15 protein-coding genes are annotated in these 14,755 nt (G+C 50.1%); 2 read left to right on the top strand and 13 right to left on the bottom strand.

Annotated features, from left to right (window positions below; translation table 11 throughout):
* From rlmH to deoD, 10 genes are all read right to left on the bottom strand, one after another.
* A complete protein-coding gene (rlmH, locus tag ACTQ3K_RS00075; protein ID WP_441564510.1) occupies window positions 1-480 on the bottom strand; it encodes a 23S rRNA (pseudouridine(1915)-N(3))-methyltransferase RlmH in 480 nt (159 codons plus the stop codon).
* Window positions 481-672: 192 nt separating this feature from the next.
* Complete coding sequence (locus ACTQ3K_RS00070) at window positions 673-1,293, bottom strand: ECF transporter S component (protein WP_441564508.1); 621 nt, start codon at window positions 1,291-1,293, stop codon at window positions 673-675.
* A 157-nt stretch (window positions 1,294-1,450) separates the two neighbouring features.
* Window positions 1,451-2,155, bottom strand: a complete 705-nt coding sequence (locus ACTQ3K_RS00065) for a peptidoglycan recognition protein family protein (RefSeq protein ID WP_441564507.1) — start codon at window positions 2,153-2,155, stop codon at window positions 1,451-1,453.
* Between the two features lie 14 nt (window positions 2,156-2,169).
* On the bottom strand, window positions 2,170-3,018 hold the full coding sequence (locus ACTQ3K_RS00060; RefSeq protein ID WP_441564505.1) for a putative manganese transporter: 849 nt from the start codon (window positions 3,016-3,018) through the stop codon (window positions 2,170-2,172).
* The gene (locus ACTQ3K_RS00055) at window positions 3,019-4,935 is read right to left on the bottom strand and encodes an ATP-dependent helicase (RefSeq protein WP_441564503.1); all 1,917 of its coding nucleotides are present in this window, start codon (window positions 4,933-4,935) and stop codon (window positions 3,019-3,021) included.
* Between the two features lie 54 nt (window positions 4,936-4,989).
* Complete coding sequence (gltX, locus tag ACTQ3K_RS00050) at window positions 4,990-6,441, bottom strand: glutamate--tRNA ligase (protein ID WP_441564502.1); 1,452 nt, start codon at window positions 6,439-6,441, stop codon at window positions 4,990-4,992.
* A gap of 57 nt (window positions 6,442-6,498) precedes the next feature.
* Window positions 6,499-7,305, bottom strand: a complete 807-nt coding sequence (locus ACTQ3K_RS00045; RefSeq protein ID WP_441564500.1) for an SIR2 family NAD-dependent protein deacylase — start codon at window positions 7,303-7,305, stop codon at window positions 6,499-6,501.
* A 182-nt stretch (window positions 7,306-7,487) separates the two neighbouring features.
* Complete coding sequence (locus ACTQ3K_RS00040; protein ID WP_441564498.1) at window positions 7,488-7,997, bottom strand: CarD family transcriptional regulator; 510 nt, start codon at window positions 7,995-7,997, stop codon at window positions 7,488-7,490.
* Window positions 7,998-8,148: 151 nt separating this feature from the next.
* Window positions 8,149-9,678, bottom strand: a complete 1,530-nt coding sequence (gene cls / locus ACTQ3K_RS00035) for a cardiolipin synthase (protein WP_441564496.1) — start codon at window positions 9,676-9,678, stop codon at window positions 8,149-8,151.
* A gap of 16 nt (window positions 9,679-9,694) precedes the next feature.
* The gene (deoD, locus tag ACTQ3K_RS00030; RefSeq protein WP_441564495.1) at window positions 9,695-10,408 is read right to left on the bottom strand and encodes a purine-nucleoside phosphorylase; all 714 of its coding nucleotides are present in this window, start codon (window positions 10,406-10,408) and stop codon (window positions 9,695-9,697) included.
* Window positions 10,409-10,597: 189 nt separating this feature from the next.
* On the opposite strand from deoD, the gene ACTQ3K_RS00025 reads away from it, so the two are divergent.
* Together ACTQ3K_RS00025 and ACTQ3K_RS00020 are read left to right on the top strand one after the other, a co-directional pair.
* Window positions 10,598-11,500: a DMT family transporter gene (locus tag ACTQ3K_RS00025; RefSeq protein ID WP_441564493.1), complete on the top strand. Its 903-nt coding sequence runs from the start codon at window positions 10,598-10,600 to the stop codon at window positions 11,498-11,500.
* A gap of 30 nt (window positions 11,501-11,530) precedes the next feature.
* On the top strand, window positions 11,531-12,889 hold the full coding sequence (locus tag ACTQ3K_RS00020; protein ID WP_441564491.1) for an ATP-binding protein: 1,359 nt from the start codon (window positions 11,531-11,533) through the stop codon (window positions 12,887-12,889).
* 91 nt (window positions 12,890-12,980) lie between these two features.
* On the opposite strand, the gene ACTQ3K_RS00015 is transcribed toward ACTQ3K_RS00020, so the two are convergent.
* The 3 genes from ACTQ3K_RS00015 to ACTQ3K_RS00005 all read right to left on the bottom strand — a co-directional run.
* The gene (locus tag ACTQ3K_RS00015) at window positions 12,981-13,862 is read right to left on the bottom strand and encodes a bifunctional 5,10-methylenetetrahydrofolate dehydrogenase/5,10-methenyltetrahydrofolate cyclohydrolase (RefSeq protein ID WP_441564489.1); all 882 of its coding nucleotides are present in this window, start codon (window positions 13,860-13,862) and stop codon (window positions 12,981-12,983) included.
* Window positions 13,863-13,928: 66 nt separating this feature from the next.
* Window positions 13,929-14,558, bottom strand: coding sequence for a cyclodeaminase/cyclohydrolase family protein (locus ACTQ3K_RS00010; protein ID WP_441564487.1), 630 nt, complete (start codon window positions 14,556-14,558; stop codon window positions 13,929-13,931).
* Between the two features lie 60 nt (window positions 14,559-14,618).
* The coding region (locus tag ACTQ3K_RS00005; RefSeq protein WP_441565192.1) for a formate--tetrahydrofolate ligase at window positions 14,619-14,755 on the bottom strand (137 nt) is incomplete at its 5' end.

The following is a 14,755-nucleotide window of genomic DNA, read 5'->3' as shown; positions in this document are numbered from 1 at the left end:
CTATTTGTGATACGGCTCTCCCTTTAAGATCCGGAAGCTCCGGTAAATCTGTTCTAACAGGATCACCCGCATGAGCTGGTGGGGAAAGGTCATTCTGGAAAAGCTCAGCGCTTCATCTGCCCGTGCCATGACCTCCTCCGAAAGGCCCAGTGAACCGCCGATGACAAATGCCAGATGGCTTTCGCCGCGTACCGTAAGGAAATCCAGCCTGGCCGCCAGCTCCTCAGAGGTCCGTTCTTTCCCCTCGATGGCAAGGGCCGTCACATACATGCCGTCCCGAATATGGGCAAGAAGCCGTTCTCCCTCTTTTTCCCTGATCTTCCGGCAGACAGCTTCTCCGGCACCATCCGGGGTTTTCTCATCCGCCACCTCAATGATCTCCAGCTTACAGTACCGGCCAAGACGCTTTGCATACTCGGCGATGGCCTGCACATAAAATTTTTCCTTTACCTTTCCCACGGCAAGAACCGTTATCTTCAAAGAACTTCCTCCTCCTTCACTGCTCACTCCTCGTAGTATACCGGAAAATCCTTCGTTTGTCATTCCATTTTAAAAATCCCTTCACAGCTCCGGACCGCCTCTCATCCAAGCGATTCCGGAAGCTGCAAGGGATTTTCCGTTCCGTTTCCGAATTTCTGTATGCGTTTTCTAAAAACAGATGTCCTGCTGCCGTTACTGATGATTGAAGTGCAGAAGCACCTTTCCAAGCGCCAGGGTCAGCACCGCGCCCACAATGGCTTCGGGAACACCGTTTGCAAAAATAATACCGATGATCACATCATAAACCGCACTCAGAGCAATGTTCTTCACCGCCGCAAACTGACCTGCAAAGCAGAAATAGATCAGATTCATGACCAGCAGGGTGTTTACCACCGCACCAATGGCTCCGGCCACGGGAAGGGCCACATATTCCATGGGTTTTTTATTATTTCCAAGCTTCATCAGTCCCTTAAATACAAAATAAGGAACGACGCCCACCAGGATCCGGGGTATGAAGCAGATCACAAGGCTCCAGAAGTTTCCTCCGGAATAAAAGGGGGAAAATGCAAAGGATAGTAAACTGGGATTAAAGGTGTTGTTGATCAGGCTGGTCAGCCCAAAGATGAATCCAAGGAACGCGCCCTTTTTCGGTCCGAGGATCACGGATCCGATAATGACGGGTACATGGATCAGAGTGGCTTTGATCACCACAAGATTGATATAGCCAACGTAAGGAACGAAGGCCATCAGGATGATAATGGCTGCAATGACCGCAGTCAGTACCATGTTTCGGGTTTTTGCCGAAGTATTCATTTTTTCTCCTCCTGCTACTGTTCCCTGTCCGCCTTTGCGGAATCGGGATACAATGCGTTTACAAGTGACGGTTGCAGTATAACCAGAACGAGAAAAAAAGTCAAGAACTGTACTCACATAAGTACAAGCTTCCCGACTTTTCAAACAATTCCCGTTGTTATCTGGCTTTTTCAATGTCTTTTTTCAGTGTATCCCACTTATCCTCATGCTCCACATAATATTTCGGGCAGAGCTTTCCGGTCACATCATAATGGCGGATCACCTGATCGGTTTCCAGTCCGTATGTATCGCAGAGCCATGCAGTAAGCTTTACCAGGGACTGATACGTTTCCTTCGTAAACTTCCCGCTTTCGTCCTCATGACAGCATTCAATGGATAAGGTATCGCGGTTCCGGTCATTGGACGCATAGGCAATCTCGCTCATGGGTACGCACTGAAGGATCGTCCCGTCTGTATCAATAATAAAATGGCTGGACGCCGATGTTCCGCTTCCATCTGCCAGTCCGGCAAAATAATTCCGGTTCTGCTTCGCCGTGGTTCCCGGATTGGCTGTGTAATGAACCACAATTCCATCAATGGAAGACAAAAGCTTCCCCGAGCGGGAATAGGGATTCACCGGGATCAGATCCCGTTCGATCCAGTCCGGCACCATAATGAAATCCCAGTTGATGGTCCTTGTTCCGTCTGCGTTTGTGGTATAAGTTTTCCCCTCTCCGGTGGTTCCTGCCCATTCGGCGGATACCGCCGGCTTCGCACGGTTCCGAAACCATATCACAAGACTCAGAACCGCTAAAACGGCAAGAATTACCGCTGCCGCCGGTTTCTTTGATTTTCTTCTGTAGCTTTGTCTGTTCTGCGCCATAGGCTTCCTCTTTGTTATAATCCGACAATCTGCAGCAGGATCCCCGGCAGGATCGCACATACCAGCAGGATCCCGACGATCTTCAGATTTTCTTTCTTATGCTTATTGACCTTAAATAATACCGCCAGCCCCACACCGGCACCGGAAAGAAGTCCGGCAATGACCGAACCGAAGCTCAACACGCCCTCCAGATATAATTCGGTCAACGCCACCGACGCCCCGCAGTTGGGGATCAGGCCGATGACTGATGCCAGGACCGGCTGGAGCAGGGAATCCTTTAACAGATACCGGGAAAGCTTCGCAATCCCGACAAATTCCAGAATCACATTCAGGACACAGTTCACCAGGAGCAGATACAGCGTGATCTCAATGGTATGATGCAGTGCCGCCTTTCCAATGCTGTGTTCCTTTTCGCAGCCGCAGTCCTCGCAGATCTCGCCCAGATGGCAGTGATCCATGGTACTATGCCGAAAGATCAGATCCACCGCATAGCCCAGGAGCACGCCGATCACCGCCTTGCAGAGGATCAGCTTTAAAACGGTCCCGCCCTGTCCGGGATTTCCCAGAAGCAGAAGCACCGCCTCATCCGAGGTTGCCAGAAACACAGCGATCATGGTCCCCAGCGTGATCACGCCGCCGGAATAAAGGTTTGCCGCTGCCACGGAAAACCCGCACTGCGGAAAGCAGCCAAGCAGTCCGCCAATGAATGGTCCTGCTCCGCCGATCTTTTTCATCAGTCCGTCCCGGTGCTTTTCCGAATAATGCTCCACCGCCTCCAGGATCAGAAAGGCAATGAATAAAAACGGAACCATTTTCGCCGTATCCAGTATTCCGTCTGCCAGTGCATCAAATAACAATTCCAATCACAACTCTCCTTTTTGTTCAGGTTTTCCGGTAACTGCCGGTCTTTTTGCTGTTTCGCTCCGGCTTTTGTTCCCGTTATTTCCGTTTGTTCCCTTCAGTTCCCGGACAAACCGGCTGGCCGCCGATGCCCGTCCGTACAGCTCCTTTACCGAATAAATATGAAGCTTTTCCGCAGCTCTCGTCATAGCCACATAAAACAGGCGCCGCTCCTCCTCCAGGTCGGCCGCGCCCTCTGCCTTCTCATAGGGGATCACGCCCTCATTGGCGTCCGGCAGAAACACGATCCGGTATTCCAGCCCCTTCGCCCGGTGCATGGTGGAAAGAACCACTCCCGTTCCCTCCCGGCCCTGCTTCTCCTGCTGCCGCTTCATCTCCTGCTTATACCGCTCCATATGGGAAAACCAGGAAAGAGCCGTCTGATGCTCCCCGGCATCCGCATGAAGCTCCTCCAGCACCGTGGAAAGCTCCGTCTCCGTAAGGTTCCGCTCCTTCGCATATTCCCGGAGATAGTCGTCATACCCGATCTGCTTCCGGATATAAGTGACCGCCTCATAGGGGGAACGTCTGGACAGAATCTTTAAATCCTCCGAAAGCTGAGCCACTCTTCTGGCAATCCATGGCTTTTCCTCATACATGGCCTCCAGCTGATCCAGTGTCGTCTCTCCGCCGAGGAACGCGCTTCTGGCAATATAACGGCAGGGCTTGTTAATGATCCGAAGAAGCTGATCCCTGGTCTGCTCTCCCATGGCCGCCCGCAGATAGGCTGTCAGATCTCCGCAGATCCAGTGCGTATAGAGGCTGGGAACCATGTCCCTTGTCTGGAACGGAATATTGTATTCCATCAGCTTTCCGGCCAGCGAACGGGCTCCCGTATTGATGCGGACCAGCACGGCCATCTCCTCATAGGGAATCCCCGCATCATGATATGCCCGGATATGGTCGATGATCCGTTTATTTTCCTCTGCCTGCGCCGGAAAGGTTCCCAGAATCACCGGTCCTCCGGACTTCTTCGTTCCGCTGATTTCCTTTTGAAACCGCATGTGATTACAGGCAATCAGATTTCCCGCTGCCTTAATGACCGGATCGGGGCAGCGGTAATTGATTCCCAGCAGATACTGCTTTGCTTCCCGAAACTCCCTGGGAAATCCCAGCATCAGCTCCGGTCTTGCTCCGCGGAACCGATAAATGGCCTGGTCATCATCGCCCACAATAAACAGGTTGTTTTCCGGAAGGGCCAGCAGCTTTAAAATCTCATACTGGAGCCGGTTGATGTCCTGAAACTCATCGCAGAGAATGTATTTATATTTTCTCTGCCAGCCGCCCAGAATGTCAGGTCTGGCCTTGAACAGCTCATAGCAGAGCATGAGCATGTCATCGAAATCAATGACATTTTCCTTCCGAAGCCGTTTTTCATATGCCTGAAACAGTCTGGAAAACACCTCCGCCGAACAGCTTTTGGCATAGTAATGCTCCAGCGAAAGCATATCATTTTTGACAGAGCTGATCTCTCCCAGGATCTCCTGGAGGACATCAATGGACTCCTCCGCCATGGTCGGCTCCAGGTCGGAAAGCTCCTCTGACAGCAGCCTCAGCCGCGCCTCCTCACCGATGATCTGGGACGCATCATAATGATAGGCATATTTAAGAATACGGAAATACACGGAATGAAACGTACCGAAGGTCACCGGCAGTCTTCTGCCGCCCATCAGTGCGTCAAACCGTGTTTTCATCTCCGCCGCCGCGGCCCTGGTGAAGGTGATCACCAGGATCTCGCCGGGGGCGGCTCCGTATGTATCGATCAATTCCTTGATCCGGTGAGTGATCACCATGGTTTTTCCGGAACCGGGACCGGCAAGAACAAGCGCCGGCCCGTCTTTATGGCAGACTGCCATTTTCTGAGATTGATTCAGACTCATTCGCAGCTCATTTACTTTCTATCAGATCCACACATGCTTCTGTACATTCCGGATCTAATTGCTTAACAGCTCGATTCCCTTTCGGATCCGGTTCAGAGTCTCCTCTTTCCCGAGGATCTCCATGATCTCCGTTGCTCCGGCAGGCGTCATCTGCTTTCCGGAAACAGCCGTCCGTACCGGCCACAGCACATAGCCGTTCTTATAGCCATTCTCTTTGGCATAGCCCTGAAGCAGTCCGTAAAGAGCATCATTGGTGTAATCCTCCTGTGCTTCCAGGATCGGAAGGAGCTCCTTTAACACTGCCAGAGAGGTCTCGCTGTTGGTCTTCATTTTCTTATGGGTATACATCGCCGGATCATACTCGGGAAGTTCCTCGAAAAAGTCCACAAGCTCCTCGATATCGGGGAAAATCTCGATTCTGGTCTTTACCATGGCTGCGATCTTCTTCAGATCCAGATCCTTTGTGATAACCTTCTTCAAATACGGCTCAGCCAGCTCATAGAACTTCTCAAAGTCCATGGCCTTTACGTATTCTCCGTTCATCCACTTTAACTTCTGGATATCAAACACCGCCGGGGACTTGCTCATATGATGATAATCAAAGACCTTTACCAGCTCCTCCAGAGAGAAGATTTCCCGGTTATCCTCCGGACACCAGCCAAGAAGTGCCACATAATTGACCACGGCCTCCGTCACAAATCCCTGATCGATCAGGTCCTCGAAGGAGGAATGGCCGCTCCGCTTACTTAATTTCTTATGAGTCTCATCCGTGATCAGCGGGCAGTGTACATAAACCGGCTCTTCCCAGCCAAAGGCGTTATACAGTCTGGTATATTTCGGGGAGGAGGACAGATATTCGTTTCCTCTTACCACATGGGTGATTCCCATGAGATGATCATCCACCACGTTTGCGAAGTTATACGTCGGATAACCGTCAGACTTGATCAGGATCATGTCATCCAGCTCATCATTGTTGACGGTGATATCTCCGTAAATTTCATCGGAGAATGTAGTCGTGCCCTCAGTAGGGTTGTTCTGACGGATCACATAAGGCACGCCTGCTGCCAGCTTCTCCTCAATCTCCTCTTTGGACAGATGAAGACAATGCTTGTCGTATACCACGATTTCTTTTCCGGCTACCTCCTTCTTTAAGGACTCCAGACGCTCCTTATCGCAGAAGCAGTAATAAGCCTCTCCCTTTTCGATCAGCTCCTTGGCATACTTCAAGTATAAGCCCTGAGCCTGTCGCTCACTCTGCACATAGGGACCGCAGCCGCCATCCTTATCCGGTCCTTCGTCATGAATTAAACCGGTCTTTTCCAGCGTCCGGTAAATGATCTCCAGTGCACCGTCCACGAACCGCTCCTGGTCAGTGTCCTCGATCCGCAGCAGAAAATCGCCGCCCTCATGCTTGGCGATCAGATATGCATACAGCGCTGTTCTTAAATTTCCAACATGCATCCGGCCTGTGGGACTGGGTGCAAATCTTGTTCTTACTTTTCCCATGATAGATATCCTCTTTTCTTTGTTATCCTTTCCGCAAACTCACTATATGTATGATCCTTACCGGTCCGCACAGTGATCGTTCTTTTGCTTTTTATCCGTCTTGTTCTCCTGTCGGCTCACTTCCGGAATCACCTTCGGAAGCACATCGGACACCCGCTCATAGATCACCAGATTGGCCTCATAATCGGTGGGATGATGTTCATCCGTGATAAGCACCAGCCGATCTCCCGTATAATACTGACGAAACCGCTTTGTCATGTACGCATCCAGATGGGTACCGACTACCAGAAGCATATCTGCGGTCTCTGTCTCTTCCGCCACTCTGGTCACCAGGCCATTGTCCAGCATTTCTCCGGCAAGGAGAATTCCCGGACGGATTGCACTCTGACATTTATCACAGTGAGGAATTCCTTTAGACTGCATAATATATTCCGGCGGAAACTTTTTTCCGCACCGTGTACAGGTATTCCGGAACAGATTTCCGCACAGCTCGATCACGTTTTTGCATCCTGCTTTCTGATGAAGTCCGCTGATGCTTCGTGTCGCGATCGCCACCCTTCCGCCTTCCGCTTCTTTCTGTTGTTCCAGTCTTGCCAGTGCCTTATGCGCGACATTCGGCTTTGCATCATAACGAAGCTTCAGGACCTCTTCCTTGTAAAATTTATAAAACGATCCGGGACGGCTGGCATAAAACGCTGCACTTAAAAAATCCTCCGGCGAATATCCATATCTTGCCTCAATCTGGTACGCATACGGTTCATCCCGAAAATAAGAGATCCCTGATTCCCGGATCATCCCCATACCGCTTAATACCATGATCCTCCGGCTTTCCGCCAGCATCTGCCTTAAAATTTCATACGCCAAACCATATCACCTCTCTCATTCACTCCCGTAAGTTTACACCGTTCCTTATTATATCCGATTTTTTCAGAATAGGAAAGCCCTATTTTCGGAAACATGAGATCTCTCCCCGGAAAGTGCGTCCCGAAAAACCAAAAGGCAAAACACCGGATACTCCATCGTGTTCTGCCCTTCTTCTATTTTTTCTATTTTGTGATCTTCTGTTCCCGGATCTTCTCCAGAATAAAATCCTCTACCTGCTCTGCCGGCATGGAAAGAGATACTCCCAGCTCGCCGTAAAGATTTTCCTGAGCCATTTTCATATACTTCTCATCAATGTAAGTGATCTTCTTTCCCTCCTGCCGGCGGCTTTTCTTTCTCTGATACGTTGTCTTTATGATCTTGATCCACTCCCGGCAATCATACTTTTTTGCGGTCTCCCGATACTGCTCTTCCCGTTTCTTCTCATTGACAATCCATACCGTCTCGATCTGAGGAATCTCACGGATCAACTTCATGACCTCCTCCCGGCTGATCACCGGGCGCAGCACCAGCTTTTTGCTGTCCACCGGAACAAAGATCCGGCTTCCCGGTTTTCCCACCGGTTCCAGTTCATAGTAAAGTGTTCCCTTCTTTAACCCCGGCTGTTCCGCGATTGAAAGAATCCGGCACACACCGTTGTGATCACAGACGATCCGTTCTCCTGCCTGAAACATCTCATCGTTCCTCCTTTCGTGACATTCTTTTTATCATCTGACTTCAGTTTATCACGTTTTTGGAGGACAGGTAAGCAATTTTTCCGGACAGCACTGCTTTTTGTGAAAAAGTATGAATAAAAAGAGACCTGTCATTGTGCAGATTTTTGTCTCAGAACAGCGGTGCCAGAATACGAAGCACCGCATCAAGCAGACTTCCGAACAGTCCGCTCCGGCATTCCCGGATGGAAACCGGCCGGCTCTCCCGGATCGTTGCCATCGCGTCCCGCTTCAGATCCAGGACGGCATCATTCCGATATAAAAAGGTTCCACATTCAAAATGAAGATACAGACTCCGATAATCCATATTGATGGTTCCCACTACTGCATACTCGTCATCGCAGACATAGCTCTTTGCATGAATAAACCCGGGCGCATATTCATAGATCTTCACACCGGCCTTCAGCAGCGGAACATAGTTGGACCGGGTTAGACGGAATACCAGCGGCTTGTCCGGAATTCCAGGTGTGACAATCCGCACATCGACCCCCCGCTTTGCAGCAAGCGTAATTGCCAGCTTCATCTCATCATCCACGATCAGATAAGGCGTGAAAATATAACAGTAATGCTTTGCCTGGCTGAGAATTCCGATATAAACATTTTCTGCCACTGTCTCATTATCTAACGGTGAATCTCCAAACGGATGAACATATCCCGTCCCGGCAAAAGGCTCCGGATGATGGACATGTGGCATAAACTGCTCCAGACGGTGATCCTCCTTCCGATACGCATTCCACATTTCCAGAAACATCAGCGTAAAATTCCAGACGGCCTCACCCTTCAGACGTACGCCGGTATCCTTCCAGTGACCGAACCGCTTTTTCACATTGATATATTCATCTGCCAGATTGACCCCACCGGTAAACGCCGTATGTCCATCAATCACCAGGATTTTCCGGTGATCCCGGTGGTTCATTACCATGGAGCGGAACGGCCCGATCCGGTTAAACGCCATACACTTGATTCCCCGTCGTTCCAGCTCCCGGTCATATTCCCTGGGCAGCAGCGTGGCACAGCCCATATCATCATAGATCAGCCGCACATCAACGCCCTCGGAAACCTTTCGTTCCAGGATCTCCAGAATCCGGTTCCACATGACTCCCTCGCCGATGATGAAATATTCCAGAAAAATATAATACTCCGCCTGCTCCAGATCGCAGATCATGTCTTTGAACATCGCTTCCCCGGACGGATAATACTTCACCTCCGTGTCCTTATGAACCGCATAATCGCTGACATTTTTCAGATAGGAGCAGATTCCGGCCGCCCCGGCATCTGCTGCCCGCATTTCGTCCAGGGTTGTTCCGTCATCCTGAAACTCCCGCTCCATCTGAAGGTGTTCCGCATCCAGACGCCGTCTCATCTTTTTCGACGGATTTTTATCGCCGAAAAACAGATACAGGATCCCGCCAAACAGCGGGAGACTGACGATCAGAATGATCCAGGCAATCTTATATGCCGAGTTTTCATCCTTCCGGATAATATAAAGCACGATCAGAAGGCTTAATATTTTCAGTCCGCCATTGATCCAGCCAGAATATTCTCCCAGCTTCAGCATGGGAAAAATGATCCAGAACAGCTGAATCAGAAACCCGACTGCTGCAACGATCACCCGGTTTGTCAGATATTTCTTTCGTTTCATAAAACTTCCTCTTTTTTTATTCTTCCATCGCTGCTGCCGTGAGAAGCGCGGTCTCCATCATGTCTGTAAAGCCGGTCTCCCGCTCCTTTGCCGACAATGCCTCGCCATTTACAATCGAATCCGATACGGTAAAGATCCCCAGTGCGCGAACACCGGCCCGGCTGGCATTGCAGTACAGGGCATAGCTTTCCATTTCAATGGCCAGAAGCCCCATCTTCGCCCAGCGCTGCCACTCCGGTGTCTCCGTATAAAACAGATCGGAAGACAGGACATTCCCTACCCGGAACGAATGGTTCCGTTCTCTTGCGGCACGTACAGCCTGCTCCAGAAGCTCATAGGATCCAATGGCCGAGTACGTTCCCGGAAGATCATACTGATGACCGTAAGCGCCGTCGGTGCTGGCTCCCATCGCCATAACCAGCTCTCCTACCTTTAGATCCTTCTGGATTCCTCCGCAGGAGCCGACCCGGATCAGATTTTTTACTCCATATTCATGGATCAGCTCATAGGAATAGATCCCGATGGACGGACAGCCCATCCCCGTTCCCATAACTGAGATCCGCGTTCCGTGATACATTCCTGTATAGCCCAGCATATTTCTTACGGTATTAAAGCACTCCGCACCTTCTAAAAAATGCTCCGCAATAAACCTTGCCCGAAGTGGATCTCCGGGAAGCAGGATACTTTCCGCGATCTGTCCACGTTCCGCTTCGTTATGTGGTGTTGCCATCCTATCTCCTCCTTTTCTTTTTCCTTTTATTTTTACTCAGATTGTATTTAGTATACCATACGCGGTTTTGAATTACCAGAAATTCTATTGATTATTTCATTCTCAGATACTATAATGGATTCAGTTAAATACCATCGGTACCAGTCATATTCCGTATCAGTTGGAACAAACAAGAGGAGGAAACATTTCATGTTGTACGCATTTCTGGCGATCCTGTCCGGTATGCTGATTTCCGGCCAGAGCAGCTGCAACGGTCTTCTGTACCCATTCATTGGTGTTATTGCCGTCGGGTTCGTCTCCCAGCTTCTCAATGCAGTGACCAGCTTCTTTTTCAGCCTGATTTATTTTCACCGGCCGCCCCGATTAAAAGGGCTCCCCTTTTATGACTGTTTCGGCGGTGTCTGTGCCATGTTCGTGCTCGGCTTCTCCGGTTATCTGGTCGCACACCTGGGAACTGCCGTAACCGTCTGCCTCTCGGTTTCCGGTCAGCTTTTTATGTCGGCCATCGTGGATCATTTCGGCTGGTTCGGATCTGAAAAGGTTCCTTTTAAGGCCCGCCGGCTTCCCGGCTTTTTTTGTATTCTCGCCGGCGTTTTTGTGATCAATTTTGCCGGTGCCAATACCTTCCAGGGAATCTCCGGAAGAGGCTTTCTGTTCCTTCTTCTGATTTTCGCCATTCTTGTCGGCTGTGTGACCGTGTTTGCACGGATGTTCAACTTCGAAGCAAGCAAATATGTAGGCAAGCTGGACGGTAATTTCGCAAACGCCGGATTTGGTTCCATCGTCTCGTTTATAATCTATCTGATCTCCGTGAAGGGACAGCTCTCCTTCTCCGGCTTTGCATCAGCTCCCGCTCTTGGCTATCTGACCGGCCCCATCGGAGCGATTTCCTGCGTGTTAAACAGCTTAAGCTATGCAAAAATGAAGGTCTTTCACGCCACTATTTTTCTGCTGATCGGACAGATCTCCGCCGGGATCCTGGTGGATCTGATCATGTACAGAAGCTTCCCTCTTGGAAAGCTGATCGGCATTCTGATCATCTGCGTCGGGATCTTTTTTGATAAAAAATATACAGCCCCGAAAGCAGCGTAACCTGAATCATCAGACAAAGGGGGAATTTCAATGCCGTCTGCAGCCCGCATCTTTGAAGTTCTGATTTATTCACTCCTGAGCTTTGTTCCGTTTCTCCTCCTGGCTGTCTATCCGTTCCGCCATGATTTCCGGCTTACGCCGAAAATCACCGGAATTCTGATTCTCGGAATTACGATCATCCAGATGCTTCTGGGAATTCTGGCAGCCTTTTTTGTAAACGGAAACGCCGGAGTGCTCAGCGCTTTCAGTACGCTCCTCTATGTCTTATTTTATTTTTTCACGATAAAAAAGCGCCTGGGAAAGCTGCTGTTCATGCTGCTCATGGTTTCCAATCAGGCAAACTTCGTTGTTCTCTGTTCCAAATGTCTGGAAGGACAGTTTTTCCCGGAGCTTTCCCTCCAGTCCTACCGCTGGTCGTTCTCTCTGATGACGCTTCTGGTGGAGCTTTGCATTTCTGTACCACTGTTTTTCTATCTCCGCAAAATCTCTCCGGCACTGGAAAAGGAACCATCCAGCTTTGAATGGCGTTATCTCTGGCTGGTTCCGGGTACGTTTTATCTGATCTGGTATTACCAGATCTACGGAAGCACCGCAAAAACCAGCCTTCAGCTCGCTTTAACCCCCCGGAATTCTGTTTTTTCGTTCTTCATGAATATCGGTGCCGGTCTGATCTATTATGTGGTGGCTAAGCTGATCTCCGAACAGGATAAGAACCTGATGCTCCAGGAAAATAACCATCAGCTTTCCCTCCAGACCATTCAGTACCAGAAGCTCCAGGACAAGATTACCGATGCCAGACGGATCCGCCATGATGTACGCCACCATATTGCCATCCTGCAGGAATACATGAAACAGCAGGATTACGAAGCACTGAAGGATTATCTGGACCAGTATCAGCAAAGCATCCCCGATGATCCTCTGACCTCCTTCTGCTCCAATCCGGTCGTCAACACGGTACTCCTCTATTTTGCCCAGCTGGCCAAGCAGAAACAGATCTCCTATTCTGTTCATGTGGTCATTCCGGAGAACTGCGGAATCCAGAACAACGATCTGACCGTGCTCTTTGGAAATCTTCTGGAAAATGCTTATCATGCCTGCGTACATGCCGGTGGCAAAAATCAGAAAATCAATGTACTGGCTTCCATGGATAAGCACTCGCTCTGCATCTCCGTCGAAAACTCCTATTCCGGTCCGGTCATGCGCACCGATGGCGGCCTTTTTTTATCTACCCGTCACACCGGTGTCGGTCTCGGAACCCAGTCTATTCGCCATATTGCTGAAAAATATGGTGGTTTCTGCCGGTTTGATACCAGGGATTCCACCTTTTATGCTTCTGTCATGTGCTTTGTACCGGAAACTGAAACCAGGACGAACTTTCCTATGAAATAAAAAACAGGCAGTGTATACACTTCGCGGCTGTCCTCCAAAGGGAAGACGCCCGAATTGCTTACCTCTGCCTGTTTTTACTTTTATCTTCTTTTTATTTCACAGTTCTCATCGCTGCTTCTACTACATGTCCGACCAGTACGGATGTCGTAACTGCACCTACGCCGCCGGGAACGGGGGTAATCGCTCCGACAATGGGCTCTACCTCATCGTAAACTGCATCTCCTGCGATTGCACCCTTTCCGCCCTTGCTGTTGGGCTTGTCTGCATCCCAGTTGATGGAAACGTCGATCACGACCTGTCCGGGGCTTACAAAGTCCTTGGTCAGACTGTTCAGAACGCCGGCTGCGGAGATCAGAATATCTGCTTTCTTTGCGATCTCAGCCGTGTTGACTGTCTTGGTATGGCATACGGTAACCGTTGCATTCTTTGCCATCAGCATCATCGCTGCGGGCTTTCCGACTACCAGGCTTCTGCCGATAACAACGGCATTCTTGCCCTTGCAGTCGATTCCGTAGTAATCCAGGATCTCCATGCAGGCCTGAGGGGTGCAGGGAGGGAAGCCCAGGGGCTTTCCGGTAAATACGCCGGACATAGAGCCATCGGTCATGCAGTCCACATCCTTTGCAGGATCAAGCGCATTCTCGATCTCACTCTGATCTGCTTTCAGATGCTTGGGCAGAGGACGGAACATCAAAACGCCGTGAATGGAATCATCCTTGTTCACCTTGTCGATCACCTGTAACAGTTCTTCCTTGGATACATCCTCGGGAAGCAGGATCTTCTCAACTGCCACACCAAGAGTATCACAGCGCTTTGTTGCGCCTTTTTCGTAAGAAATATCGCTGGAATTTTCACCGACACGGATAATGCAGAGCTTCGGCTCAATTCCCTTTGCTTTCAGTTCAGCAACCTGCCCCATGATCTTCTCATTGAGGGCTGCGGTTACTTCTTTTCCAAGAAGCTGCTTTGCCATGGAAAAAACCTCCTAAGTTTTATACTATTTATAAACTGTCTCCGTACGTTCTCTCGAAGCCTGATACTATTTTAAACGTCCCAGTACGCTTTCGAATACTTCATCCGCCAGCTTCGTATACTTCTCCAGCATGGCATCTGCCTTGGTATTCAGTTCTTCCGCGTACTCTCTGTTCTTCATGGATTTTGTGTTGATGTAAACATTCAGGCTTGCACCCTGGAGCGCAGCCTTGCAGAATACGGCACCGACACCGGCATCACTGATGGCAAGGGCAGAACCCTTTGCCGCAAATTCCTTAATGAGATCCAGTGCCTCACAGCACTTTTCCATGATCTCCATGGGAACGGAGCAGGCATCCTTTAACACGATCTCCATAACACGTGCTTTCTCTGCCTTCTCTTCCTCAGTCTCACGGGGCATTCCGTAAGCCTTGGAAAGGGGCTCGAATACTTCTGCGTCACGCTCGATCAGAGCCAGAAGCTCCTTCTGAAGTGCGTCCGCCTTACCCTTTAACTCCCACATTTCCTCCTCGACATCCGCATATTTTTTCTTGCCGACTGTCAGGGAGCCAACCATATTTCCAAGTGCGGTGCCAACAGCACCAACCAGGGCACTTGCGCCGCCGCCGCCGGGAACGGGAGCCTTGGATGCCAGAACCTCTACAAACTCATTGCATGCAACTGTTGAAAAACCCATTGTCTCCTACCTCCATGATGATTAGGGATTCCGCTTTGCGGAATCCCTATGGTTCTTTCTTTAGAATAAGCCTGTGATCTTTCCGGTCTCATCTACATCGATCTTCTCAGCCGCGGGTACCTTGGGCAGTCCGGGCATGGTCATGATCTCACCGGTGAGCGCTACGATGAAGCCTGCGCCTGCGGAAATCTTCAGGT

The organism is Candidatus Paralachnospira sp. LCP21S3_A2, assembly GCF_052118925.1.
Lineage (GTDB): Bacteria > Bacillota > Clostridia > Lachnospirales > Lachnospiraceae > Lientehia.
Note: the sequence above shows the minus strand (reverse complement) of the source record. Positions and strands in the feature narration are given on the sequence as shown.